The sequence below is a fragment of the Jejubacter calystegiae genome, from assembly GCF_005671395.1.
In the GTDB taxonomy this organism is placed as follows: domain Bacteria; phylum Pseudomonadota; class Gammaproteobacteria; order Enterobacterales; family Enterobacteriaceae; genus Jejubacter; species Jejubacter calystegiae.
In genome coordinates this window covers 3,766,743-3,791,758 of the sequence record NZ_CP040428.1, presented here as the reverse complement: position 1 = coordinate 3,791,758, position 25,016 = coordinate 3,766,743, and the positions used below count along the sequence as shown (strand labels likewise).

18 protein-coding genes are annotated in these 25,016 nt (G+C 57.5%); 11 read left to right on the top strand and 7 right to left on the bottom strand.

Annotation, left to right across the window (positions count from 1 at the left end):
- Positions 1–51 precede the first annotated feature (51 nt).
- Together FEM41_RS17480 and FEM41_RS17475 are read right to left on the bottom strand one after the other, a co-directional pair.
- On the bottom strand, positions 52–3,123 hold the full coding sequence (locus tag FEM41_RS17480; RefSeq protein WP_138097465.1) for a beta-galactosidase: 3,072 nt from the start codon (positions 3,121–3,123) through the stop codon (positions 52–54).
- A 154-nt stretch (positions 3,124–3,277) separates the two neighbouring features.
- A complete protein-coding gene (locus FEM41_RS17475) occupies positions 3,278–4,354 on the bottom strand; it encodes a LacI family DNA-binding transcriptional regulator (RefSeq protein ID WP_138097464.1) in 1,077 nt (358 codons plus the stop codon).
- A 203-nt stretch (positions 4,355–4,557) separates the two neighbouring features.
- Between FEM41_RS17475 and FEM41_RS17470 the strand changes: the two genes are divergently transcribed.
- Genes FEM41_RS17470 through FEM41_RS17460 form a run of 3 tightly spaced genes read left to right on the top strand, consistent with a single transcriptional unit; the run spans position 4,558 to position 8,110 of the window.
- On the top strand, positions 4,558–5,991 hold the full coding sequence (locus FEM41_RS17470) for a sugar porter family MFS transporter (protein WP_241666512.1): 1,434 nt from the start codon (positions 4,558–4,560) through the stop codon (positions 5,989–5,991).
- A 12-nt stretch (positions 5,992–6,003) separates the two neighbouring features.
- Positions 6,004–6,924: a sugar phosphate isomerase/epimerase family protein gene (locus FEM41_RS17465; RefSeq protein WP_138099243.1), complete on the top strand. Its 921-nt coding sequence runs from the start codon at positions 6,004–6,006 to the stop codon at positions 6,922–6,924.
- A gap of 13 nt (positions 6,925–6,937) precedes the next feature.
- A complete protein-coding gene (locus FEM41_RS17460) occupies positions 6,938–8,110 on the top strand; it encodes a Gfo/Idh/MocA family protein (protein WP_138099242.1) in 1,173 nt (390 codons plus the stop codon).
- 196 nt (positions 8,111–8,306) lie between these two features.
- On the opposite strand, the gene FEM41_RS17455 is transcribed toward FEM41_RS17460, so the two are convergent.
- On the bottom strand, positions 8,307–10,265 hold the full coding sequence (locus FEM41_RS17455) for a PhoX family protein (RefSeq protein WP_138097463.1): 1,959 nt from the start codon (positions 10,263–10,265) through the stop codon (positions 8,307–8,309).
- A gap of 149 nt (positions 10,266–10,414) precedes the next feature.
- Here FEM41_RS17455 and ampC point away from each other — a divergent pair, with 149 nt between their 5' ends.
- The 5 genes from ampC to FEM41_RS17430 all read left to right on the top strand — a co-directional run bounded on the left by ampC (position 10,415) and on the right by FEM41_RS17430 (position 19,330).
- Complete coding sequence (ampC, locus tag FEM41_RS17450) at positions 10,415–11,542, top strand: class C beta-lactamase (protein ID WP_138099241.1); 1,128 nt, start codon at positions 10,415–10,417, stop codon at positions 11,540–11,542.
- A 216-nt stretch (positions 11,543–11,758) separates the two neighbouring features.
- Positions 11,759–15,190 (top strand): autotransporter outer membrane beta-barrel domain-containing protein, encoded by a 3,432-nt coding sequence (locus tag FEM41_RS17445; protein ID WP_138097462.1) that lies wholly within the window; start codon positions 11,759–11,761, stop codon positions 15,188–15,190.
- Between the two features lie 119 nt (positions 15,191–15,309).
- Entirely contained in the window at positions 15,310–15,681 is a 372-nt protein-coding gene (locus tag FEM41_RS17440; protein ID WP_138097461.1) for a hypothetical protein, read from the top strand.
- A gap of 322 nt (positions 15,682–16,003) precedes the next feature.
- Complete coding sequence (locus tag FEM41_RS17435) at positions 16,004–18,304, top strand: FdhF/YdeP family oxidoreductase (RefSeq protein ID WP_138097460.1); 2,301 nt, start codon at positions 16,004–16,006, stop codon at positions 18,302–18,304.
- Between the two features lie 126 nt (positions 18,305–18,430).
- Positions 18,431–19,330 (top strand): LysR family transcriptional regulator, encoded by a 900-nt coding sequence (locus tag FEM41_RS17430; RefSeq protein WP_138097459.1) that lies wholly within the window; start codon positions 18,431–18,433, stop codon positions 19,328–19,330.
- Positions 19,331–19,349: 19 nt separating this feature from the next.
- Here FEM41_RS17430 and FEM41_RS17425 read toward each other — a convergent pair whose 3' ends face one another.
- The 3 genes from FEM41_RS17425 to FEM41_RS17415 are packed head-to-tail and all read right to left on the bottom strand — an operon-like array spanning position 19,350 to position 22,182.
- Positions 19,350–20,474, bottom strand: coding sequence for a major royal jelly family protein (locus FEM41_RS17425; RefSeq protein WP_241666511.1), 1,125 nt, complete (start codon positions 20,472–20,474; stop codon positions 19,350–19,352).
- A 29-nt stretch (positions 20,475–20,503) separates the two neighbouring features.
- Positions 20,504–21,196, bottom strand: a complete 693-nt coding sequence (locus tag FEM41_RS17420; protein ID WP_138097457.1) for an RraA family protein — start codon at positions 21,194–21,196, stop codon at positions 20,504–20,506.
- Positions 21,193–22,182, bottom strand: a complete 990-nt coding sequence (locus tag FEM41_RS17415) for a hydroxyacid dehydrogenase (protein WP_138097456.1) — start codon at positions 22,180–22,182, stop codon at positions 21,193–21,195. Before FEM41_RS17415 ends, FEM41_RS17420 begins: the two co-directional genes overlap by 4 nt.
- A gap of 93 nt (positions 22,183–22,275) precedes the next feature.
- On the opposite strand from FEM41_RS17415, the gene FEM41_RS17410 reads away from it, so the two are divergent.
- The 3 genes from FEM41_RS17410 to FEM41_RS17400 all read left to right on the top strand — a co-directional run bounded on the left by FEM41_RS17410 (position 22,276) and on the right by FEM41_RS17400 (position 24,248).
- The gene (locus tag FEM41_RS17410; protein ID WP_138097455.1) at positions 22,276–23,166 is read left to right on the top strand and encodes a LysR family transcriptional regulator; all 891 of its coding nucleotides are present in this window, start codon (positions 22,276–22,278) and stop codon (positions 23,164–23,166) included.
- Positions 23,167–23,306: 140 nt separating this feature from the next.
- Complete coding sequence (locus FEM41_RS17405; protein WP_138097454.1) at positions 23,307–23,711, top strand: DoxX family protein; 405 nt, start codon at positions 23,307–23,309, stop codon at positions 23,709–23,711.
- 66 nt (positions 23,712–23,777) lie between these two features.
- Positions 23,778–24,248, top strand: a complete 471-nt coding sequence (locus FEM41_RS17400) for a GlcG/HbpS family heme-binding protein (RefSeq protein WP_138097453.1) — start codon at positions 23,778–23,780, stop codon at positions 24,246–24,248.
- 79 nt (positions 24,249–24,327) lie between these two features.
- On the opposite strand, the gene FEM41_RS17395 is transcribed toward FEM41_RS17400, so the two are convergent.
- The gene (locus FEM41_RS17395; RefSeq protein ID WP_138097452.1) at positions 24,328–25,011 is read right to left on the bottom strand and encodes a TerC family protein; all 684 of its coding nucleotides are present in this window, start codon (positions 25,009–25,011) and stop codon (positions 24,328–24,330) included.
- Positions 25,012–25,016: the final 5 nt, after the last annotated feature.

The window sequence follows — 25,016 nt, the reverse complement described above, 5'->3', positions numbered from 1 at the left end:
TTAGGGTATCTGCGGGCAGGCCCATCCCGGCCTGCCCGATAGGGCAGAGGATTAACGGCGAGCCCAGCTCACCGCGTAGTGGTAGTGCCGCTGTTCAAGTAAAAACTCGGGCGCAACGCTCGGGCTCCAGGAATCATCGCCGCCGACCCCCATATGGAATCCATCAAGGTTCAACCAGCTTCCGGGCTCCTCTTTAAGTAAATGACGGTGCGAAGTATCCATCAGTTGTTTCTGGCTGTAGCGACTCAGGTTGAAATGGAAATGGCCACGCCACCGGTTGGCGCCATAATCAAGCCGCGTGGTATCACAGCGCAGGCCGTTCTCGCTCGGGAAGACATAGGGGGTATACATTTCGGTGAGCGGGCGTTGCCAGAGATCGAAACGCGCCGAACTTTTGCGGTCGGGATAATTTTCATGGGGACCGCGCCCCAGCCAGGCCACCTGCGGATTCACATCCGTTAACTGACAGGTCAGCCCGATCCGCGCCGGGGCTGGCGTATCCTGGCCAGTCTCCACATCTACCGTAATATGCAGCTCGCCATGGCTGTCAATGCAAAAGGTTTTACGGCTGATAAACAGCGTATTACCCCTGGCCTGCCAGCAATGTACGGTGGTTATCCGGGCCTCGCCATTCAGCGTTCCGGCATCCATCTTCACCAGCCGGGCGCTCATCTCATACAAGCCAGCCGCTTTCCAGCGCTCGATCCAGGCGTTGGGATCAATGCGCGAGGCTTCGCTGATGCCGATATCGTTGTCCAGCGGGGCGCGGGTGAATTGATCCTGAAGCGGTGTCGCCAGGGTTGGCTGCCCGTGGCTGAACCACTGGCAGAGCAGGCCGCTTTCGCGATCGAAGCGCCAGTGCTGAGCGCCGTGACGCACCTCGATAAACGCGTCGTTTGTCTCAAGCTCGGGCGCAGCACCCACAACAAAAGCGTCGGGTTCGCTGAGCCGGGTCGCCAGTCGCCACTGATCCCAGGCGCACAGGTGACCGGCGTCGCACCAGGGGGTTGCCTCGATGTGTCGCACCTCAACGTTGAGCCATAGCTGGCCGCTGCGATCTACGTCGGGAAGGTCGAGAGTAATAATCTGCTGGCCCTGCGGGGCGATATTCAAAAGCGCCTCGCCGCAGGCAAGGGATTCACCGTCCAGCTTCAGCGTCCAGTGCAGGCGCTCGTTGTCCGTGGTACGGAACAGATATTCGCTGGTCACTTCCAGCCGGTTGCCGGGCAGCAGCCGGAACTGGAAAAACTGTTGTGCCTGCAAGGCTTCATACAAAGCGGGATGCGCAGTGCGATCGGCAAAGACCAGACCGTTCATGCAGAACTGGCGGTCGTTAGGGGTATCGCCAAAGTCACCGCCATAGGCGGACCAGGGCTGGCCGTTTTCATCATATCGAGTCAACGACTGGTCAACCCAGTCCCAGACAAAGCCTCCCTGCAGGCGCGGATGCTGGCGAAAGGCATCCCAGTATTTGCGAAAGCCGCCCAGACTGTTGCCCATAGCATGGGCGTATTCGCACAAAATGAGCGGTCTCGACTCATCAGGCAGACCAATCCACTTTTTAATTGACCACTTAGGCACCTGAGGGAAGGGCTGATCCTGATCCACCCTGGCGTACATCGGGCAGACAATGTCAGTTGCTGGCGTATTAGCACCGCCGCCTTCGTACTGGACCGGGCGGCTGGGATCGCTGGCTTTTATCCAGTGGTATAGCGCGTCATGGTTGCCGCCATACCCGGATTCATTGCCCAGCGACCAGATAATAATGGAGGGATGGTTACGATCGCGCTGCACCATGCGGGTAACGCGCTCCATCATGGCCGGGAGCCAGCGGGGATCGTCGCTCAGCCGGTTCATCGGCACCATGCCGTGGGTTTCAATGTTGGCTTCGTCCACCACATACAGCCCATAGTAATCACAGAGCCGATACCACAGCGGATGATTGGGATAATGGGAGCAGCGGACGGCGTTAAAGTTATGCTGCTTCATTAACAGAATATCGCGGCGCATGGTCTCGACATCCATCACCTGACCGTTTTCAGGATGATGTTCATGGCGGTTGGTGCCGCGAATCAGCAGCGGTTTGCCGTTCAGCTTCAACTGACCCTGATGGATTTCCACCTTACGGAATCCGACATCACAGGCTTCGGCTTCCAGTACCTCGCCGTGACGTTTCAACACCACCACAGCGCGATAGAGCGCTGGCTGTTCAGCGCTCCACAGGCGAGGTTGCTTAACCGCCAGACGCAGAGTAGTGCGATCGCGCCAGGCGCCGCGCTCATCCACGATATCGCTGCCAACGGCCTGCTGCTGTTCGCCAATGAGGCTGTCGCCCAGCCACAGTTGCAGAGCTATCTGGCAGTCCTGTGTTACGTCGCCGTCCAGCGCCACCAGGGCTTCCAGCTCGCCATGCGTGAAGTCTTCGTTCAAGTGGGGCGTAAGCCGCATATCAGATAACCGGGTATCCGGCTTATGCAACAGGGAAACATCGCGGAAAATGCCGCTCATGCGCCACATATCCTGATCTTCCAGATAAGTACCGTCGCTCCAGCGCAGTACCAGCACGGCAATGCGATTGGCGCCAGGCTTCAACGCCTGACTCAGGTCAAACTCCGAAGGCAGACGGCTGTCCTGCGCGTAGCCTATCCATTCACCGTTACACCACAGATGAAACGCGGAGTTCACCCCGTCAAACACAATACGGGTCTGACCGCTCGCCAGCCAGTCAGTATCCACACTAAATGTGAGCGAGTAACATCCCGTGGCATTATCCCGTGGAGCCCGGGGCGGATCGACCGGAATGGGGTAGGTCACATTGGTATAAATGGGGGCATCGTAACCCAGCGTTTGCCAGTTAGAGGGAACCTGAATCATATCGGCATCGGTCAGGTCTTCATCAATCCAGCGTTCAGGAACCGCTTCGGGACAGGGGAAATAGCTAAAACGCCATGCGCCGTTAAGGCTGCGCAACGTGGGGGATGGGGCGTCGTGCCGGGCATTTTCGACACTGCGCCAACTGGAAAATGGCGGATGGGCATCAAGCTGGTGTAACTGAGTCACGGCGGGATTTTCCCAGTCCCGGCGTGCCAGAATCGCGGCAAGCGAAAGCGCCTTGACAGTCATTGTAGGGTTCCTTGATTTGTTTTTGTTACTCGCTCACATTTTTACGGAGTATGATTTTGACGATCGATGATGTAAAGACGCATCGCCGTATTCGGTGATGCGCTTCACAATAGACCTGAGGGAGGGGGAAGAGGAAAACGGTTAAAGCACGGCGCTATTTCAGGCGCCCAACCTGGTGCGCCAGCCGGGTCAGAGCATCGGCCAGTTGCCGGGCAGAGGGGGTATCGCTGCCCGGCGCAGCGGTGGTTTTACGTTCCACCAGACTCACGGTCAGAAGATCGTCCGGTACTTGTTCACCGCCAATCAGCGCGACCATGCGTTCCACGCTCACCTGGCCCAGCGTCCTGAAGTCCTGTTTGATGGTGGTCAGGGGCGGGATAAAGCAGGCGCTGTCTTCGGTATCGTCGTAGCCCACGACGGAAACGTCACGGGGAACACCCAGCCCGAATTCATGCAGCGCCCGCAGCGCGCCAAGCGCCATCTGATCGTTAGCCACCAGCAGGGCGCCTGGCTGTACCCCTTCGTGGAGCATCTGCTGTACCTGCTGATAGCCGGAGAGTGAACCCCAGTCGCCATGGAGCTTCGCCACCGGCGTTAGCCGGTGTTCAGACAGGTGCTGTAACCAGCCGTCAAAACGCAGACGGGCAGAAACAGAACTGGCTGGCCCCCCCAACAGCGCGATGTGCCGGTGGCCGAGCTGAACCAGGTGCTCCACACCCAGTCGCGCCCCCATGTCGGGATCGAAAACCGAATGGCGCGCCGCCACGGTCGGGGAAACATCAAGGAACAGCGCCGGTACGGCACCGCATGCGCGCTGCATCTCCATCGCATCGGCATCTTCCAGCGGAATATTGATGATAATGCCGTCTACCCGCTGGGAAAGCAGGCTGTTTATCGCGGATCTGGTGGCTTCCAGGCCCGGCTGCTCAACCATGGAAATCACCACATTAAACTGCATCTCTCCGGCTTTCGACTTAATGGCGGCGGCAATCTGCGAGGGAGCATGCAGCGCAAGGGTGGTGGTGGCGAAACCTATCGTGTGACTGTGCTTGCCTGCCAGCTGCTGCGCCACGCGGTTAGGCACATAGTTGAGGTCGCTCATCGCCGCCTCGACTTTGAGGCGGGTTTTCTCAGAAACCTGCGCCGCCCGGTTTACCACCCGTGAAACGGTCTGGTAAGAGACACTGGCATGCTTAGCCACATCGTACAGGGTCACAGACTTCGGTTTCATAGCGATTCAGCTTCCTTATCAGTTACGTTACGGGCGCGGCCATTCTACACTGAATCTCTTCTTCGATATTGACGGTTTTCCATCACCATCTCGCGTGCTTCACTGCAAACTTTGAACCCCATCAAAGAACAAATATTTCATACTTGGAATTTATGAAATATTAATTCAGTTTTTAATTCACATTTTGCTGTGGAACTGAATACGTGAAGAAAACAGACGCTAAACACAATATCCGCTATGTGATGGCTATTTGCTGCGTAGCGGCATTAGGGGGCCTGCTGTTCGGCTATGACTCTTCGGTGATCTCCGGCGCCATCGAGCCCCTTAGCCATCACTATCAGCTAACACCCGCCCAGACCGGCTGGGCCGTGGCGAATGTCATCATCGGCTGTGTGGCGGGTTGCCTGACGGCCGGTTGGCTGGCCGATCGCATCGGGCGTAAAAAAAGTCTGATCTTCACCGCAGTGCTGTTTATCGCCTCGGTATTGGGTACTGCCCTGGCGCCGGACTTCACCACTTTTGTGCTGTTTCGCATGCTGGGCGGCGTGGGGATCGGCATCGCTTCGGTGGTTTCGCCGGTCTATATCGCCGAAGTGGCGCCCAAAGATTATCGCGGACGGGCGATGACTATGCATATGATCTGCTGCACCGGTGGTCAGGTACTGGTGCTGGCCACCAACTATCTGATAGCCAAAGACGCGTCGCCCGAGTGGCTGGCGGAGACCGGCTGGCGCTGGATGCTGGGATCCGCGTTCGTACCCTGCGTACTGTTCTTTATCTTCGTTGGCTTTATTCCGGAATCTCCGCGCTGGAATACCCTGGTGGGTCGTCACCAGCAGGCGCTGGATACCCTGACCCGTATCTCTAACCCGCAGCACGCCCGGCACGTGCTGGCAGAAATTCAGGCGTCGCTGAGCGCTGAAAACCAGCAGGGCGTTACCCGGGAAAAAGTCACCTTTAACCGCCGTACCCTGATCTTTCTGACCCTTGGGGTCGGGCTGGCGGCCTTTAATCAGTTGACCGGCATCAACGTTATCCAGTATTTCGGGCCGACGCTGCTGATGAACGTGACCGGCGATATGGAGCAGGCGATGTTTATGACCATCTGGCTTGCCGCGCTGCAGTTCGTCGGGGTGCTGGGTGGAATGAGCCTGATAGACAAAGTCGGTCGCCGGGCGCTGCTGCTGGTCGGCTCGCTGGGCTCCGCCTGCTGTCTGTTATTCACCTTCATCACCTTCTATTACGGGGTTAAAGGCATTGTGTCTGTGGTGGGGCTGTTCGGCTATATGCTGCTGTTCGGCGCCACCTGGGGGCAGGTGGTCTGGACCGTGATTGGTGAGATTTTCCCCACCCGCCTGCGGGCCGCCGGAATGGGTTTTTCCATTGGTGCGATGTGGATAGCCAACTTCCTGGTCAGCCAGTCGTTCCCGATGATGAATATGAATCCCTGGCTCAGCCATACCTTCCACGGCGGGTTCCCGCTGCTGTTGTTTACTGCCAGTTCGCTGCTGTCGTGGTGGTTTGTGAAGGCGCTGCTGCCTGAAACCAAAGGGGTTTCGCTGGAAGGCATGGAGCAGCACGTGCTGGACCATGTGGCACGTCAAAAGTCGGCGCAGACCGCAAAAACACTCTCATAAAAGGAGCTCATGATGACCATGCTTATCGCTAATGCCCCTTGCAGTTGGGGCGTGGATGACCCCAAAAACCCGAACCTGCCGCCGTGGCAGAAGGTACTGGATGAGGCCGCTACCGCAGGCTATCGCGCCATTGAGCTGGGACCCTGGGGGTATCTGCCCACCGAAGTTCAGCCCCTGTGCACGGCGCTGGAGCAGGCCGGTCTGGCGCTGGTGGCCGGGACAATCTTTGACGATCTGGTCAGCGAGCATCACTTCCCACGTATTCTTGAACTGACCCACAGCATCTGTCGCAATCTCTCTCAGGCGCCCGTTGCCCGGCAGCCAGATGGCGAAAACTCGCCCCCGTATCTGGTGATTATCGACTTTGGCGATCCCCGCCGGGCGCAGTTTGCCGGGCAGTCTGAACGTGCGCCGCGTCTGGCTCCCGCCGACTGGCAGCGCATGGTGGAACACATCACCACCATCAGCCATATCGCCTGGCAGGAGTACCGGGTGCGGCCGGTGATTCATCCCCATGCCGGAGGCTGTATCGAATTCGCCGACGAAATCACACAGCTGGCCGGGGATATTCCCCACCAGACCGCCGGTTTCTGTCTGGATACCGGCCACCTTTACTACTCGGGAATGGATCCCGTCGCCTGGCTGGATCGCTATTTTTCGCGTCTGGATTATCTGCATTTTAAAGATGTGAATGCCGAACGCCATCGTGAACAACTGACTCTGGGGGCGGACTTTTTCAGCGCCTGCGCGGCGGGGGTGATGTGTCCGTTGGGGCAGGGCGCCATCGACTATCCGGCGATACGCGATCTGCTCCTCGAACGCCGCTATCGCGGCTGGATAACGCTGGAGCATGAACGCGACCCGCGCGATGCCCACAGCAGCCTGCATGATGTCACCGAAAGTCTGCGCTACCTGCGCGGTATCGGTTTTTAACGGAGAGAAAGAGATGATTAACGGTATTAAACCGCTGGAACGCTCCCTGCGCTGGGGCATGGTGGGCGGCGGCGGCACCAGCCAGATTGGCTATATTCATCGTTCCGCAGCGCTGCGTGACGGTACTTTTACGCTGGTGGCGGGGGCGTTCGATATCGATGCCGCCCGGGGCCGCGCCTTTGGCGAACGGCTGGGGGTGGCGGGCGATCGCTGCTACAGCGACTACCAGACGCTGTTTCAGGAAGAGGCGAAGCGCCCGGACGGCATTGAGGCCGTCTCTATCGCCACGCCCAATAATACTCACTACGCTATCTGCCGTGCGGCGCTGGAAGCCGGGTTACACGTGGTTTGCGAAAAGCCGCTTTGCTTTACCAGCGAACAGGCCGACGCGCTGGTGGCCCTTAGCCGAAAGCAGAATAAGATTGTCGGCGTGACCTATGGCTATTCGGGCCACCAGATGATCCAGCAGGCGCGCCAGATGGTGGCGAACGGCGATCTCGGCGAGATTCGCATTGTGAATATGCAGTTTTCGCACGGTTTCCACCATCGTGCGGTGGAGCAGGATAGCCCCAGCACCCGCTGGCGGGTCGATCCGAAATTTGTCGGGCCCAGCTACGTGCTGGGAGACCTGGCGACGCATCCGCTGTTTCTGGCGGAAACCATGGTGCCCGCGTTGAAAATTCGCCGTCTGATGTGCTCGCGCCAGAGCTTTGTTCAGTCCCGGGCACCGCTGGAAGATAACGCCTTTGTATTGATGGAGTATGACAACGGCGCGGTCGGCTCCATGTGGACGTCAGCGGTGAACAGCGGGGCGATGCACAGTCAGAAGGTGCGCATTGTCGGCGAGAAGGCCAGTCTGGAATGGTGGGATGAGCACCCCAATCAACTGCGCTATGAAGTGCAGGGACAACCGGCGCAGATACTCGATCGCGGCATGCCTTATCTGGTCGATACGGCGCTGGAGGAAGATCGCATTGGCGCCGGACATCCGGAAGGGCTGTTCGAAGCCTGGTCGAATCTCTACCGGCGTTTCGCCATCGCTATGGATGCCAGTGACAGAGGGGATACCGACTTCCTGGCACAATTCTGGTATCCGGATGTTCATGCCGGCGCCATGGGGGTACGCTGGGTGGAAAATTGCGTGCGATCCGCCGATAGCGGCAGCGCCTGGGTGGAGTTTATCTGACAGCAGTGCCGCCCCGAAGGGCGGCACTCAGGTTGATGACAAAGAGGGAAAAAACGTGGTTTTTCCCTCTTTGTGGTTATCAGCCGAAAATCAATGAATTGATTTTCCTTGTTTATTTTTCTGGTGATTCAGGCCGAACGCGTTCGGCTCAGGTTTGTCATCCGTCTCAATGCCGCCCCGCAGGGCGGCATTAGCATCAGGTGCCGATCGGCCCGCCATCTTCCCGGGTAATCACCACGGTGGCCGAACGGGGTCGCCCGTTGGGTTGGGCATCCGGCCAGGTGGAGACCGCCTGGGGATTCGCAGGGTCTGAGACATCGCCGCCTTCACCAGGATGCTGAATATTGATAAACAGCGTGCGGTTATCCGGCGTAAAGGCGATGCCGGTAATTTCACAGCCCCGCGGGCCGGTCAGGAAACGCCGGTATTCATTGGTGCCGGGCACCGTCGCCACCATCTGGTTATTGCCCATTCCGGCATAGGCCTTCTGGTTAATGGTGGACGATGATACATCCGTCTGGATCCACAGCACGCCGCGATGGTCGAAGGAAAGACCGTCCGGACTGCCGAAGGCGGCGCCCTGCATGGTGCCTTTGGCGTTTTTATCGTCGGTGTCGGTACGGCCTGCCAGCACCAGAATATCCCACTGAAAGCGGGTAGAGGCCGGTGAATCGTCGGCTTCGGTCCAGTGCATGATATGACCAAACAGGTTTTTCGCCCGGGGATTGGCGGCATCGACCGGCGCTTTGCCTTCGGTGCCGCGATCGCTGTTGTTGGTCAGCGTACAGTAGACGCTGGCGCTGCGATTCGGATCGACGGCTACCCACTCCGGGCGATCCATTTTAGTGGCCCCCAGCAGGTCCGCCGCCAGTCGGGTTTTGATCAGCACTTCCGCCTGACTGGCAAAACCGTTGCTGCTATCAAGCCCATTTTTGCCATGGACCAGCGCCAGCCATTCGCCGCTGCCGTCGTCGTTAAAGCGGGCCACATACAGGGTGCCGGACTCCAGCAGCCGTATGTTGGATTCACGGTCTTGCGGGTTGTAGCGGCCGTCGGAAACGAATTTATAGATATATTCAAACTTCTGGTCGTCGCCCATATAGACCACCACCCGTCCGTCATCCGCCAGGGTTACCGTGGCCCCCTCATGCTTGAAGCGGCCCAGGGCGCTATGTTTACGTGGAGTAGAATCCGGCGAATAAGGATCAATTTCCACCACCCAGCCAAAACGGTTGGGTTCATTCGGGGTTTTATCGACGTTAAAGCGGTCGTCCACCTCGCTCCAGCGGTAAGATTCATCGCTGTCGCTAATGCCGTAGCGCTGTTCCAGCGCGTTGCGCTCGCCGTGTTTCACAAAAATATCCGACCAGTTCTCTTCGCAGGTCAGGTAAGTTCCCCAGGGGGTATGGCCGCAGGAGCAGTTCTGCATGGTGCCGAATACCGTTTCACCTGCCGGATCGGCGGCGGTCTTCATCAGCGTATGGTGGCGCGCCGGGCCGGAAAGCTGCATTGGCGTTCCCACGGTAATACGGCGGGCATATTCCGAAGGACGAACCACCGTCCAGTCGCCATCGCGTTTTTGCACCTCAATCACCGAAATCCCCATGGCGTTCTGACCTTTACGGGCTTTATCCAGTCGCCAGTCGGCCATGCCGTCGTGGAACAGCAGGCCGTTATCGATATATTCATGGTTCAGCGCCAGCAGTCCGTGTTCGGCATTATCAGAGCCGCGCGGCAGGCTGAACCAGGCCATTCCATCATGGTGCATGCCCGCCTGGGCCGCCTGTTCGGCGGTGGTATTGGTGGCATCAGGCTTAAAGGCGGGCAGATTATCGCGCAGTCCCACCGGATCGCCCCAGCGGTAAAAGGGACGGGCGACATAACCTTCGGGGACGATAACCCGGTCTTCCGTCGATACCGGAATACTGGCAAAACCCAGCGCAACGGCGTGGGCGAGCGGCGTTTTCGCGCCTGCGTTTTGCGGCATCAGGAGCGACGGCAGGGTAACGGCGGCGCCTGCCACCATTCCCATCTGTAAGAAGCGGCGGCGCGAAAGATATGCGCTGGCGACCTGGGAAAAGGCGCGATTATCGCTGGGGTTGCTAATCTCTTCCCGGTGCTCTTGTTTAAATACGGCGGTTAAGGGTCTGCTCATTATGGCTTCCTGTCTCAGTCACGTGACCAGGGAGCAGTGTAAGAGTCATTTGTTACAGTTTTATAACATTGCCTTCCGTGGTTGCATTATGTCCCGTCGGACTGAATGATGTGGGTGCCAACAAACAATAAAAAGGATTCTGGGTGATGATGCGTTTTATGATTTCCGGGCTTGTATTGTGCTGCGCGTCTGGCGCGATGGCCCAGCAGCACAATAGCGCTATTGATGCCGCTGTTAAGCCGGTAATGGCTAAATATCAGCTACCGGGCATGGCGATTGCCGTACTGCACAACGGTGAAACCCGCTTTTATAACTACGGCGTGGCCTCAAAGCAGAGCCAGACGCCGGTGACTGAACAGACACTGTTTGAGATCGGCTCCCTGAGCAAGACCTTTACCGCCGCGCTGGCCAGCTATGCGGTGGAGCAGGGCAAAATGGACTGGCGCGATCCGGTGAGCCACCGGATGCCGGAACTTAAGAATAGCGCCTTCGACCGGGTCACGCTGCTCAACCTGGCGACCCATACTTCCGGCCTGCCGCTGTTTGTGCCGGACAGCGTGCAGGATACTCCTCAACTGATGGCCTGGTATAAAGCCTGGCGGCTGCCTTCGCCCCCGGGCTCCCGCCGGGTTTACTCTAACCTGGGCATAGGGCTGTTGGGGATGATTAGCGCCCGACAGCTGGAATTACCCTTTAAACAGGCCATGGAGCAGCGGCTGTTACCCGCCATGGGGATGCATCACACCTGGATAGAGGTGCCCCAGGATAAGATGGGGGACTATGCCCAGGGATATAACAAGGAAGACCAGCCGGTTCGGGTGACGCCTGGACCGCTGGATGCCGAATCCTATGGGCTGAAATCCAGCTCCGCCGATCTGATCCGCTGGCTGGCCGTTAATATGGGCCAGCAGAAGGTGGATAACGACTGGCAGCAGGCGGTTTCCGCCACTCATCATGGGTATTTCCACACCCGGGATTTCACCCAGGCGATGATGTGGGAATACTACCCCTGGCCGGTGAATGCGGAAAAACTGGTGGCAGGCAATAGCGGTAAACGCATTCTTAACGGGATGCGCGCCAGCGCCATTACGCCGCCCAAAGTCGCCAGCGGTAGCACCTGGTATAATAAGACCGGCTCTACCAACGGTTTTTCTACCTATGCGGTGTTTATTCCGGCGGAAAATACTGCGGTGATTATGCTGGCTAATAAGTGGTTCCCGAATGACGATCGGGTGCAACTGGTCAGAGAAATTATCGGTCAGTTAACCGATAAATAACCCCTGTCCGAGGGGCCTTAACGGTCCCTTTTAAATAAATTATTTTGCTATTCCCACACTCTTTTCTATCCTCTAATAAGCCTTGTCTTATCGCGATAATACTTATTAATTCAGAATAACTCCCCGATGCGTGTGCATTATTAATTCTGCACGCCGAGGCTTATTGATGCCTGAAACCAGGCGCTTGCTTTATGACTCTGGTAAGGAAAATGGCTGATGACATATAAAAGAAGTGTTATGGCGCTACTGGTCAGCGCCGCGTTATATCCGACTGTGCAATCCGCTCAGGCGGCAACCCCGCTGTCATTACCGCTGGGCCATCTGGAGGAGCGCCTGACCATTACCGTGGGTGTGAACGGCGGGCCAGCCCAGAAGTATATTTTCGATACCGGATCCGATCAGTTTAATGCCGTGTTGAGTCAAGGTAATGCCTCACAAATGCCGCAACTGGATCAAGCCCAGGCGTACATTTATGGCGATGACGCATGGGGTGGTTACTGGTTACAGCACAAACGCGCCAGTACGCTGACCTATTATACGGCGGATGAGAATCCCACCGCTGTCTCAACACCGGATAGCGGCGGCCATGGCTATGTAATAGGGCATGTTGAGCACCTGCTACTGGATGGTAAGCATGGTGGGCGGATTTCCAAAGACCCGATCATAGTGCCTGGCTTCCAAAAACCTTTCTATATCGATCTTGATGCGCAAGAGCGAATTGATTCGGGACAGCCCACGGAAGAACAGAATGAAGAGAAAAAAAATTTTTATGGCACCTTTGGTGTCGGCGATTTTCTGTTTGAGGGTAGCGGCGGCAGCCCTTTCGCCACCGTCACCAAAAGCGGTTTTGTGGTAGCCGGTAACGATAGTACGCCAGATAATGATGACACCAGTACGCTTTCCCCCGGTTGCGCCCCCTGTACCATTTTGAATTTAAGCCCGGCAGTGCGGGCCCAGTTTACCACCCAGGTGCCCTGGGCGGCACATTATGACGAGGGCGATCGGCAGACTTTTCCCGGTTCCGGCGCGCCGGCTTCCACTCAACATGAGGGGCAATTCAAATATACCTTCGTGCTGGATGTGAACGGGCAGCAAAAAACCATAGAAGTGCCGGGAGATGCGCTAAAAGGCGCCGTCCTGTTCGACACCGGTAACCCCACTCACGTCACTATTGAGAGTGCCAAACTGGGTTCTGTCCTGCAACAGAATGGACTGAAGATCATCACGAAGGGTGATGAAACCAGCAGCAACCTGGTTTCCATGACCCTGCATCCCACCGACAGCAGTGGTAACCCTGTCGGCGAGGGGATTTTGTTGCAGGATCCTACCGGCGAAAACAATCTTACTATCGATTCCGACGGGAGCGATGAAAAAACCTGGAATATCACCATGGGGCTGGGCTTCTTTCTTCAGTATTCGGTGATGTACGACCTGGAGAACCGGCTAACCGCCTTTACCCCATTCTTTGTCAGCGCCGATAACTTCACCACCGACGACCAGCTCAGTCAGATTACCGCGGAAATGGGCAACCCGATGAAGGCGCCGAAGGGCGATCCTTCCGGCCAACAGGCAACCAAGGGCTATCTGGGGCTGGCAGGCGCCATTTCCGGCACAGGCGATCTGACGCTTGCACCGAACATAGTGGTCAATATGACCGGCGCTAACACCTATACCGGCGCCACCCGGGTGCAGAAAGATGCGGTGCTGTTTCTGAGCGGTCCAGGCAGTATCGCCGCCTCGTCTGAATTAGTGAATAACGGCTGGTTTGATATTTCCACACACGGGAATGCCAACCCGCTGTGGGGAGTTTCGGACAGCCTGAACGATGTTACCCTTCAGAGCCTGAGCGGCAGCGGCCTGATCACTCTGGGCAGTCGCAATCTGGTGCTGAATAACGCCCACGGCGATTTTTCCGGGCGCATTACCGACCAGAATCTGCGCAGCGGCGGTGTGGATCATGAAAAAGGCGGGCTGACCATTGCCGGGGGACGTCAGACACTGAGCGGCAACAGCGACTACACCGGCCAGACCCGGATCGCGAGCGGTGCGGCATTGCAACTGGCAAGCAGCGGCACCCTGACCAGCGACGTTATCGCAGAGGGGGCCTTTGTGGCTAACGGGGCGACCAGCGGTCACGTGGAGATTCAAAGCGGCGGTCTGGCGGGCGGTAATGGTCGGGTAGGGAGCCTGACGGCGGCTCAGGGCAGCACCGTTGCGCCAGGCAACTCTATCGGCACTCTGAACGTTGATGGCGATATGACTCTGGCCCATGGATCGCTGTATGCCGCGGAGGTGGATGCCTCTGGCAGCGACCAGATAAAGGTCGCGGGCACGGCAACGGTTCAGGGCGCTGATGTTACGGTGATTCCCTACGCCCGAAATAACCTGCTGGCGCAGTCCACAACGGCGGATAACCTGATTGGAAGCACCGGAACCCTTCTGACGGCCGATGGCGGCGTTAGCGGCCAGTTTGCGTCAGTCGAGAGCGGCCCTTTTATTACGCCATCGCTCACTTACCAGCCGGACAGCGTCGCCGTGACCCTGGCGCGCAGCGACCTGAGTTTCGCCGATGTGGCCGCCACCCGCAATCAGCGCAGTATGGCGGCCGCCCTGGATCAATTGCCCGCCAGTAGCTCTGTCTACCAGAGTCTGCTGCTGGCACCCACGGAGGGCGATGCCCGCCAGGCGATGCGTCAGCTTTCCGGCCAGATCCATGCCGATATCGCTTCATCGCTGGTGAATAACAGTCGCTATCTGCGCGATACCCTGAACAGCCGTCTGCGCCAGGCTCAGGGACAAATCGACAGCAGCGATATCCGGCAGAATGAAGACGGCGCCTGGGCCAGCCTGATGGGGAACTGGCAGCATGCCAGCGGGAACAATAACGCCAGCGGTTTCCATGATTCCACCTTCGGCGTGCTGTTGGGGGTAGATGGTGATGTAGCGGACGGCTGGCGGGTTGGGGCCGCCACCGGATTTACCCGCACCTCGCTGCACGGTAATCATGCCTCGGCGGACAGCGATAACTATCACCTGGCGCTATATACCGGCAAGTCCTGGGATAACGTTAACCTGCGGGCAGGGACGGCTTATACCTGGCACCGGATAGAAACGGACCGTAGCGTAAATTATTATGGTCAGTCCGATAGCGATAAGGCACGTTACAGCGCAGGGACCGGGCAGATCTTTGCCGAAGCGGGTTATAGCCTGAACAACGACTGGTTGAACCTGGAGCCGTTCGCCAACCTGGCCTGGGTCGATTATCGCAGCAACCGGATTAACGAACGTGGCGGCGCCAGCGCGCTGAGCGCTGACAGTCAGCACACCAGCGCTGCGCTCTCTACCCTGGGGCTACGGGCGGACAAACGCTGGCAGACCGGTAAGGAGAGCGCCATCACGCTGCGCGGGGAACTGGGCTGGCTGCACCAGTATAACTCCCCTGAACGCGAAGTCGGGTTACGCTTCCAGGGGGCCGGGACCACGTTCAATACCGGCACCGTACCCGCTGCCCGGGACGGAATGGTGATGAAAGCCGGAGCCGAAGTCAGCATTAACGATACGGCATCGGTATCGCTTAACTATACCGGTATGTATTCGGATAATTATCAGGACAATGGTCTGAGCGCAGATCTGAAATGGACATTCTGATTCACGCATTGCCACGAAAGGCCCGTTCCAGGCTTTTTATTTGCTGAAAATTCTCCGTATGCCACTATGTTAAGATTATCCAGCTATCGAAAATAAACCTTAATGAGGGAGAAAGACCGATGAGGAAATATTTTACCGTTCTCGCCGCAGTTTTACTGTTTGGGGGGCAGGGAGCGGCTTTTGCGGCACCCGTTCCGGTATCCGCAGACGCGGCGCAGGCCATGTGCCAGGTACAGTTTGATGCGCTGAAGAGCGCCAGAAGCGGTCATGACAGTGCCGAGCTACTGGTTAACCGCTCCATCATCGATTTAATGAAGCGCGGATACGCCGTTGAGGACTACGCGACCACAACGGAATCTTATCGTCACGATATGACCCTCGCTATCGCAAAACTGCGGGAAAATCATAAGGCCTGGCCCGATGAAGCCGCGTTTATTCGGGCGATGGATTCGCAGCAGAAGGCCTGTCAGGTACAGCTGATGAAGCGGTAATAACAGTACCGTCGACAACGCTTACTGACCGCCCGTCGCAGGCGGTTTTTTTATAACCACCGTAAATTACAACCTTACCGGTCACCTGAGAGAATAAGTTAAATCTAATGCCTTATAGATAACATCGATTATACATATTTGCCCTGAGTGTTATTATTTGGTTAACAAAACGGCGTTGTCATCGTCCGCAGCGCGACCATTCCGGCAATAAAAGCAAGGTTATTTGCTCCCGTCGCAGAAAATATATCCTTACCTTTACTGTTATTATTCGGTCCGCGGAGCGGGGCGCTGTAAATAATAAAATGCGGATTCAGGAGTGCCTATGAATAATAAAAGACGCGCTGTGCCTGGCGTACGTCCCTATGATGGCCCGGCCGGAGGCTGGGGTGCATTAAAGGCGACGGCCATTGCCGTGCGCACCCAGATGGATGCCTTCAATGCCCCGGCCACCCTGATGCGTACCAACCAGCCGGATGGCTTCGACTGCCCGGGATGCGCCTGGCCCGATAAAGAGCATAAATCCACCTTTCAGTTCTGCGAAAACGGCGCCAAGGCAGTGACCTGGGAAGCCACCAGTAAGCGGGTCACGCCGGAATTTCTGGCCGCCAATACGGTCACTTCGCTATTGAGTAAGAGCGACTTTGAGCTGGAAGGCTATGGTCGACTGACTCATCCTCTGGTTTATGACCGCGCCAGCGATACCCTGCGGCCACTCCCCTGGGAAGAGGCGTTCCGGCGCATTGGCGAAACGCTGCGCGACATGGCGCCGGATGAGGTAGAGTTTTATACCTCGGGCCGGGCGTCGAACGAAGCGGCCTGGCTGTTTCAGCTATTTGCCCGGGAGCTGGGCACCAATAACTTCCCGGACTGTTCCAATATGTGCCATGAGTCAACCAGCGTCGGGCTGCCTCAGTCGATAGGCATTGGTAAAGGGACGGTGTCGCTGGAAGACTTCGACGATACCGAACTGGTGCTCTCTATTGGTCATAACCCCGGCACGAACCATCCGCGCATGATGGGCACCCTGCATGAACTGGCGCGTCGCGGCGTGCCGGTGATTGTGTTTAATCCGCTGCGCGAGAGGGCGCTGGAACGCTTCGCCGATCCCCAGGACATTATCGAGATGGCGACCCTGCGATCTACCAATATCGCCTCGACTTACTATCAGGTAAAAGCCGGGGGCGATGCCGCAGCGCTGAAAGGTATCGGGAAAGCCCTGCTGGCGATGGAACAAGCGCAGGGCAAAGTACTGGATCACCCGTTTATCGAACAGCATACCCAGGGTTTTGAGGCCTTTGCCGACGATCTGCGCCAGACCGCCTGGCACGAGATAGAACGAGAATCCGGTCTGACCCGCCAGGAGCTGGAGCAGGTGGCGATGCTCTACGCTCGCTCTAATGCCACCATCATTACCTACGGCATGGGCATTACCCAGCATAACAAGGGCACCTCTAACGTGCGGCTGATTGCCGATCTGCTGCTGATGCGCGGCAATATCGGCAAGCCAGGGGCCGGGATCTGCCCGCTGCGCGGTCATTCCAACGTGCAGGGCAACCGTACCGTGGGCATTACCGAAAAGCCGGGCGCCGAATTTCTGGCAAATCTGCAACGGGTATTCGGCTTTACGCCGCCGCAGCGCCACGGCCACGATGCGGTAAAAGCGCTACAGGCGATGATCGACGGCGAGGCGAGGGCGCTTCTCTGTCTTGGGGGGAACTTCGCGGTAGCGATGCCTGACAGCGAGCGCGCCTTTCCGGCCATGCAAAAGCTGGATCTGAGCGTGCACGTTGGTACTAAACTGAATCGCTCCCATCTGCTGGTGGCGAAACAGACCTTTCTTCTGCCGTGTCTGGGGCGCACCGAGCTGGATATTCAGGAAAGCGGCCGTCAGTCGATCACCGTCGAAGATTCAATGTCGATGGTGCACGCCTCTTCGGGCAAACTGCGCCCGGCCTCTACGCTGCTGCGCTCGGAACCGGCTATTGTGGCTGGCATGGCCCAGGCGGCTCTGCCGGAAACCCGGGTAGACTGGATGGGGCTGGTGGCCGACTATGACAAAATCCGCGATCTGATCGAGCAGACCGTTCCCGGCTTCGATAACTACAACGCCCGTATTCGCCGCCCCGGCGGTTTTCGCATGCCGCTGCCGCCTACCCGGCGGGTCTGGCCAACGCCCACCGGTAAGGCGATGTTTTCGGTCTTTAACGGGGTGCATGAAAATACCCAGGTCGAAGGGGACGATGTGCTGCGGATGATTACGCTACGCAGTCACGACCAGTACAACACCACCATTTACGCTATGGATGACCGCTATCGCGGCATCTTCGGCCGCCGCGACGTGCTGTTTATGAATGAGCAGGATATGGCGAGCCTGAAGCTGGAGCACGGAGACAGGGTGGATATTCACACCGCGCTACCCGGTAGCGATCTACGGCTGGAGGATATCACCGTGGTGGCCTATACCATTGCCCGGGGCTCCGTCGGCGCCTATTACCCCGAAGCCAACGTGCTGGTGCCGCTGGATTATATTGACCGCGAGAGCGGCACGCCTTCCTATAAATCGGTGCCTGTCCGGGTGAGGCTGCGCTCGAAAGAGATCCTGGCGAAGGAATCTATCCGCTAATTTTCCCTCACTGCTCATGTTAGTACTCGCTAACATGAGCGATACGCTTGAATTTACTCGCTCTGAAACGTAACATTTATATAACATTCCATATAACAGGTTGGCGCTGCCTGACCGGACTCATTCATGGATATCAAACAGCTTAAATATCTGATTGCCCTCGATCAGACTCGCCATTTCGGCCAGGCCGCCGCGGCCTGCCACATCACCCAACCCACGCTTTCCATGCGTATCCGCAGCCTGGAAGAAGAGCTGGAACTGGTGCTTATTCAACGCGGGCACCGCTTCGAAGGCTTTACGCCGGAAGGTGAACGCATTCTGGCGTGGGCAAGGGCGCTGCTGGCGGCGCACGACGGGCTGGAAGCCGAAGCGGCCATCTGTCGTGGTCAGATGGTCGGTCAGTTGCGATTGGGAATGGTGCCGCTGGCGAGTATGAACCCAATGCAGCTTATCGCCCCCCTGGCGGATAAATACCCGGAGCTGCAATTCAGTCTGCTGTCTCTGACTTCTGAGCAGATTATCGATGGCGTCAGCCGCAATCAGCTGGATCTGGGCATCTGCTATCTGCAACACGTCGACACAGAATGCTTCGATGTGATCCCGCTTATGCCGACCCATATGGGGTTACTGCACGATCTGCGTCATTTCCAGTTCAGTGAAAGCCGTCCGGACTGGTCCATGCTGGCCACGCTGCCGCTGGGCTTTCTGACCAAAGGGATGCATTACCGCGAATCTATCGATATAAGTTTTAAAGGCCACGGGCTGACGCCCAGATATGTCTTTGAAAGCGACTCAACGTTCCAGATAATTCAGGCGGTGCAGGCCGGTATCTGCTGCGCAATAGTGCCGCTCAATAACGGTCTGGAAGCTCTGAGCGATAACCTGCGGATTATCCCTATCACACAACCGGAGGTGGATTCGATGCTGGGACTGATTATGCGTCGTCAGCCGCCGATCTCATCGCTTGCCGAACGCTGCTTTACCGATGCGAAGGGGATTTTCGGCGAAGAGCCGGCATCGCCCTGACTGACGATGCCGGAATGGGTTACTGATGATCGCGCGGTGAAGGCGCTATCGGCAGCGGTAATTTATACAGCTTCACAGGGTACTCGACCGTGGAAGGTTTACCCCCAGTAGTGGCCGGTGTCCGGTTGATCTGCGCGGCAGGCATCCACAGAGCGCCGTGGCTTATCCACATCGCATCCACCCATACCAGACGCGGGTCGCTGATAACGGTGCTGACTTTGCCCTGCGGGGTAATGCGCATCACGGAGCGGGTATTGATATTGGAGGCATACAGATTGCCTTCGCTATCGATCGCCGTCCCGCCGGTACTCCAGGTATCGAGGAAATGTTCGGCGTGGCGATTCACTTCACTGGCCGCAAGCGAATCATCGTTGAGGTAGCGGGTTTCGATACGGGCCATCGGTCCAGGGATCGCCTGATAATAGAGCCACTTTCCGTCCGGCGAGACTTCCAGCTGATCCAGACCGACCCGTTTTTCGCGTCCGTCGCGCAGATGCAGCTTTTTGCCATCGGCATAAATCGGCTCGTGATCGATGGACAGCGGATGGTTATCCAGTACCCGGTGGGACTTGCCGGTTTTCAGATTCAGCACCACCAGACCCACAGCCCCCGGATCGGTAATATAGGCGTAATCACCGTTAAAACGTACGTCATCGAGATAGCTGGCGGGCTTTTGCACTGGCGCATCAATGATATAAGCGCCGACCACCCGATTGGTCTTCAGGTCGATGTTGACCAGCTTGCCCGCACCGCTAACGGCTTTATCGCCGGTGCCAATGCCGGTATTTCCGGCGTCCATCACCCACAGATTGCCATCCGGCCCGATTCGCAGCGCATTGACGTGCAGGAAATGGTGCTGCGCATCGCTGGCCTGCCACTGGTTCCATTGCTCGTCGGGATAAGGCGTTATCTTGCCATCCTTACCCACTTCCACCAGTTGCGGCCCCGGGCCTTCCGACTGGGTCAGTGAGGCAAAAATACGCCCGTCGCCAGAGACCGTAATACCGTTCCATACCCGGGGCGAGGTCGCCGCCTGTTGCAGACGGTTATCCTGATGCTGCGGTAAGGTCGGGGGCAGGGTATCCGCCGCCTGCGCCTGCATGGCAAGCAGCAAAGCGGCCGTCAGAGTCAGTTTTTTAAACATAGTGATGATTCAACCTCCGTGGTAAGGGTTCAGACCGGGCAGCCTTTGGCGCGTAGCAGACTGTTAAAGCGTTCCGGGTCAGTGGTCCCCGCTGCGTTATTGGCGCGAATCTTCTCTTCGCGCTGGGCGTGCTGCTGCACTTTGGGCAGTAAATCATCCAGTTCATCGAAGGGAACGGCGATCACCCCATCCGCGTCCGCGACAATCAGATCGCCCGGAGAGACCAGCAGCCCCGCGCAGGAGATCGGGATATTCACTTCCCCCGGGCCGTCCTTGCTGGGGCCTCTCAGGGTATTGCCGCGGGCATAAACCGCCACGCCGCCTTCCGCCCATTCATTGAGATCGCGAATCGCGCCATCGATGATGAAAGCGGCAATCTTTTTGGTGATTGCAGAAGTGCGCATCAGGCCGCCGATCAGCGCCTGGGTCAGATCGCCCGCGCCATCGACCACGATGACATCACCCGGCTGCGCAATCTCGATCGCCTTATGGATCATCAGGTTGTCGCCGGGCCGGACTTTAACGGTCAGCGCCGGACCGCAAACGACCAGTTGACTGTCGTTGTGATAAGGCTTCAGGCCGCGTGCGGCGACGCTACGGCCCATGCAGTCACCAATGTTCGGCACCGCAAGGCGACGCCATGCGTCGAGGGTGGTGCTATCCGGCACCTTATCCCGGCTGCCAATAAAATAACCGGCGGGCCATTCGCTGCGAGATGTCATTGCTTCATATCCTCATTCTTCAGGGCGTTCGGGTTAACGCAGGCGCGCAGATTGATGCGCCGCTGCTGTAAAAAGTCGAGGCACTGTTGCGCAGCAGAGCGCGCGACGGCGTCCAGCGCTTCCGGGGTGGTACCGCCGATGTGCGGGGTCATCACGATGTTGCTGAGCTGACGAAACGGATGCGCTTCCGGCAGCGGCTCCTGAGCGAAGGTGTCCAGGCCCGCACCGGCCAGGTGACCCTGCTGTAACGCCTGGACCAGCGCCGGTTCGTCAATCAGTTCGCCGCGCGAAGTGTTAATGACGATCGCGCGCTCGGGCAACTGTGCCAGAGTATCGGCACGGAGCATCTGGCGGGTGGCGTCACTGACCGGGCAGTGCAGGCTCAGCACATGGCTCAGCGGCAGCAGCTCATCCAGGCTGGCGCACTGGTGGGCGCCGCCGGTCGGGGTTCCCGGAGCAACTGCCGGGTCAAAAAACCGCACTGACATGCCGATGGCCCCGGCGATACCGGCAACCCGGCGGCCGATTTCACCGAAGCCAACCAACCCCAGGGTCTTGCCCTGCAGTTCACTCCCCAGGCTGGTGCGGGTCCAGCGGCCTGCGGCGATCTCCTGCTGGAAGAACGGCAGCTGGCGCGCTGCGCTCAGCATCAGGCCAATGGTCAGTTCGGCCACCGACTGGGCATTGGTGGCCGGGGTGGTTAACACCGGGATCCCACGGGCGCTGGCGGCGGCGACATCAATATTGGTCACGCCGACGCCGTGTTTGCAGATGATTTTCAGCGACGGGCAGGCGGCGATGGCCTGTTCCGACAGCGTGACGGTACGGGAAATAACGGCGTCATAGGCGTGCGTCGCCATCCGCTGTTCCACTTCCGTCGGGTTATTCGCTTCGGTTAAATAGTCGACTTCGCAACCCGCATCCGCCAGCACCTGACGACCCGCCGCTCCCAGCGCCGGCGCGGTCATTAAAAATTTGTAAGCCATAAGTAGCTCCAGTGTTGTTTTTTGTATGGTCGCACTGTTAAAACATAAAAATTAACAGCCGAATTTTATTTATTGATTCCTGTGGGGAATGAAATGGAACTGAAAGATCTGCGCTACTTCCTGGCGATAAGGGAGACGGGACACCTGGGAAGGGCGGCGATAAGTCTGGGAATCACTCAGCCGGCACTGTCCAAGTGCATCCAGCGTCTGGAGAAAATTTATGCCACCCGATTGATCCTGAAGGTCGGACGCGGCATCCGCCTGACCGAAGCCGGCGTATTACTTTGTGATCGAGTTCAAAAAATCGTCCAGTCGATGGAAGAGACCCAGCGTGAAATGAAGTCGCTGTCGGAAGGAACGGCAGGCTATGTCCGTATCGGCGCCGCAGCGACGGCAGCGGAGTTTATGCTGCCGCAGCTGGCCCGGGAACTGCTGTGCGAAGCGCCGGACGTGCGTATTGATGTCAAGGTCGGCATGAATGACTTCCTGCAAAATATGCTGCGTGAGAATCAGCTGGATATTATCCTTGGCTTCCTGCCTGACTACGACACCGAATTCGTCCGCCGCCCGTTGCTGGACGATCCTGTGGTGCTGGTGGCCAGCGCCGATCACCCGCTGGCTGGCATTCACCCGACGCCGGAGCAACTGGGCAAGTTCAACTGGCTGTTGCCTTCACGTAATGTCGCCACCCGACAGTGGCTGGAGCAGCGTTTACAGGGCGGAGGATATCCGCCGCCGCGGATCCAGATTGAAACCAACTCGCTGGCCACTCTGCGTTCGGTTGTGGTGGAAACCCAACTATTAAGCTTTTTGTCGCGCCGCTGTCTGCAGGCGCTGGAGTCAGTCATTCCACTGGTGGAAATTCCGATGCCGCTTTTGGTGATGCCGCGCACATTTGGGCTACAATTCCACTCCCTCAGCGAGCTGTCGCCGGTTGCGCGTCAGGTAGTGCAAATCGCAGAACGTCACTGGCGTTATGAATAATCAGTCAGTAATGACGGCAGGTAATTAATAACTCAGACGTGAGGAATCATAACCCGGAGAGACTGTTTCGGCTTTATTCCTCATGTTAAAAAATATTTTCCTGAGCTATAAACCCATTAATTCTGTAAGTGATACCTGCTATGAATCGCTATTCTGACATTATCTGTATCCTGGCCCGTGTTCTGGCCGTCGGATTATTTTTTACCTCCGGCGTGGATAAAGTTTTTAATTATCACGACAACCTCACCCTGATGGCTGAAAACCATGTACCGGCATTCTTTTTACCGCTGGTGATTCTGCTGGAAGTGGGGGGCGGGCTGGCCATTGCCTTTGGCTTTCTGACGCGCTTTACCTCTGTTTTTATGGCTATTTTTTCCATAGCAGCAGGATTCCTGTTCTATCAGGGCTATAGCCATGCGCATTTAATGGTGTGGTTAAAAAATGCCTCCTGCGCGGCAGGGTTTATTCTGCTGGCGCTCAATGGTCCGGGGCGATTGAGTCTGGACTACCTGTTACGTCATAAATTTCAGGCGCAAACAACCTGATTATTAATGATGTCATCGATATTCAATATCGTTCCGATTACTCTATTTATTAAAAGGTCATAGATAATGAAAAAATTACTTCTGTCAGCCGCCCTGGGGTCCGCCACGCTGTTCAGTGCATTTTCTGTCAGCGCGACCCTGACCCAAACGACGCTTTCGTGGAGCGATGCGGAAAAGCTGCTGAAGACGGCGACGGAAAAAGCCGTCAGTCTGGAAGCCAGCGTTTGCGTGGCGGTACTGGATCGCTCCGGCCAGTTGCTGGCTTTTAAACGGATGGATAATGCGCCGGTCGGCTGCATTGACTCAGCAATTAAAAAGGGCCGGGCCGCCGTGCTATATCGCACCCCGACCGATAAATATATGGCCCGCGCCAACGGCCAGGAACCGGCTATCGCCACTCTGCCGGGCATGGTGCCGCTGGGCGGCGGCGCGCCAGTGAAAACCGGCAGCGACGTGGTGGGCGGCGTGGGCGTCAGCGGCTCGGCAAACCCGAACGAAGTGGCTATTGCCAACGCGGCGGCGGAAAGCGTTAAGTAATTTGGGACTATGATAAAAAACGGCGCCTTACTCAGTAAGATGCCGTTTTTTAGGGAACATCAGATGTGCGGCTGATAGATTACTTCTCCGAATTCGCCAGCCGGTTGCGGCGCATGCCAACCAGCAGCACCAGCAGTGCGCCGACGGCGCCCGCCGCCAGCGGCAGGGCGTGAAACGGCTGCGGGTAGAAGCGGGTGATAATCGGATCGGTCACCAGCATGCTGCCGGCGATCCAGCCGATCAGCGCCCCGCCGAGCATCACCACGGCAGGGAAGCGGTTCAGAATCGCCAGCACCAGTTTGCTGCCGGCAACGATAATCGGAATGCTGATAATCACCCCTAATGCCACCAGCACGATATGACCGTTCCCGGCTGCGGCGACGGCCAGTACGTTATCCAGCGACATCACCACATCGGCGACCGTAATCGTCACGGCGGTTTTCCACAGGCTGGTGGAGCTGCTGACTTCCTCTTCTTCATCCTGATTGGCGACCAGCCTGATACCGATCCACAGCAATAATAGCGCCCCGATAACTTTCAGCATCGGCAGCGACAACAGATAAACGGCGATGCCCAGCAGAACGATGCGGGCCAGGATAGCGCCCGCGGTACCGATAACGATCGCTTTGGTCCGCAGCTCCGGCGGCAGTTTACGGCAGGCCATGGCGATGACCACCGCGTTATCGCCCCCCAGCAGCAGATCGATAATGATTATCTGCAACAGGATGGCGGCAAAATCCCAGTTTAAAAATAATTGGTTCATATCCT

What these genes read in the sequence shown, in the direction of transcription:
- FEM41_RS17415 (WP_138097456.1), bottom strand. Translation starts at nt 22,182, where the DNA reads ATGGCTTACAAATTTTTAATGACCGCGCCGGCGCTGGGAGCGGCGGGT.
- ampC (WP_138099241.1), top strand. Translation starts at nt 10,415, where the DNA reads ATGCGTTTTATGATTTCCGGGCTTGTATTGTGCTGCGCGTCTGGCGCG.
- FEM41_RS17480 (WP_138097465.1), bottom strand. Translation starts at nt 3,123, where the DNA reads ATGACTGTCAAGGCGCTTTCGCTTGCCGCGATTCTGGCACGCCGGGAC.
- FEM41_RS17445 (WP_138097462.1), top strand. Translation starts at nt 11,759, where the DNA reads ATGACATATAAAAGAAGTGTTATGGCGCTACTGGTCAGCGCCGCGTTA.
- FEM41_RS17455 (WP_138097463.1), bottom strand. Translation starts at nt 10,265, where the DNA reads ATGAGCAGACCCTTAACCGCCGTATTTAAACAAGAGCACCGGGAAGAG.
- FEM41_RS17395 (WP_138097452.1), bottom strand. Translation starts at nt 25,011, where the DNA reads ATGAACCAATTATTTTTAAACTGGGATTTTGCCGCCATCCTGTTGCAG.
- FEM41_RS17400 (WP_138097453.1), top strand. Translation starts at nt 23,778, where the DNA reads ATGAAAAAATTACTTCTGTCAGCCGCCCTGGGGTCCGCCACGCTGTTC.
- FEM41_RS17460 (WP_138099242.1), top strand. Translation starts at nt 6,938, where the DNA reads ATGATTAACGGTATTAAACCGCTGGAACGCTCCCTGCGCTGGGGCATG.
- FEM41_RS17405 (WP_138097454.1), top strand. Translation starts at nt 23,307, where the DNA reads ATGAATCGCTATTCTGACATTATCTGTATCCTGGCCCGTGTTCTGGCC.
- FEM41_RS17430 (WP_138097459.1), top strand. Translation starts at nt 18,431, where the DNA reads ATGGATATCAAACAGCTTAAATATCTGATTGCCCTCGATCAGACTCGC.
- FEM41_RS17465 (WP_138099243.1), top strand. Translation starts at nt 6,004, where the DNA reads ATGACCATGCTTATCGCTAATGCCCCTTGCAGTTGGGGCGTGGATGAC.
- FEM41_RS17475 (WP_138097464.1), bottom strand. Translation starts at nt 4,354, where the DNA reads ATGAAACCGAAGTCTGTGACCCTGTACGATGTGGCTAAGCATGCCAGT.
- FEM41_RS17410 (WP_138097455.1), top strand. Translation starts at nt 22,276, where the DNA reads ATGGAACTGAAAGATCTGCGCTACTTCCTGGCGATAAGGGAGACGGGA.
- FEM41_RS17425 (WP_241666511.1), bottom strand. Translation starts at nt 20,474, where the DNA reads ATGTTTAAAAAACTGACTCTGACGGCCGCTTTGCTGCTTGCCATGCAG.
- FEM41_RS17440 (WP_138097461.1), top strand. Translation starts at nt 15,310, where the DNA reads ATGAGGAAATATTTTACCGTTCTCGCCGCAGTTTTACTGTTTGGGGGG.
- FEM41_RS17420 (WP_138097457.1), bottom strand. Translation starts at nt 21,196, where the DNA reads ATGACATCTCGCAGCGAATGGCCCGCCGGTTATTTTATTGGCAGCCGG.
- FEM41_RS17435 (WP_138097460.1), top strand. Translation starts at nt 16,004, where the DNA reads ATGAATAATAAAAGACGCGCTGTGCCTGGCGTACGTCCCTATGATGGC.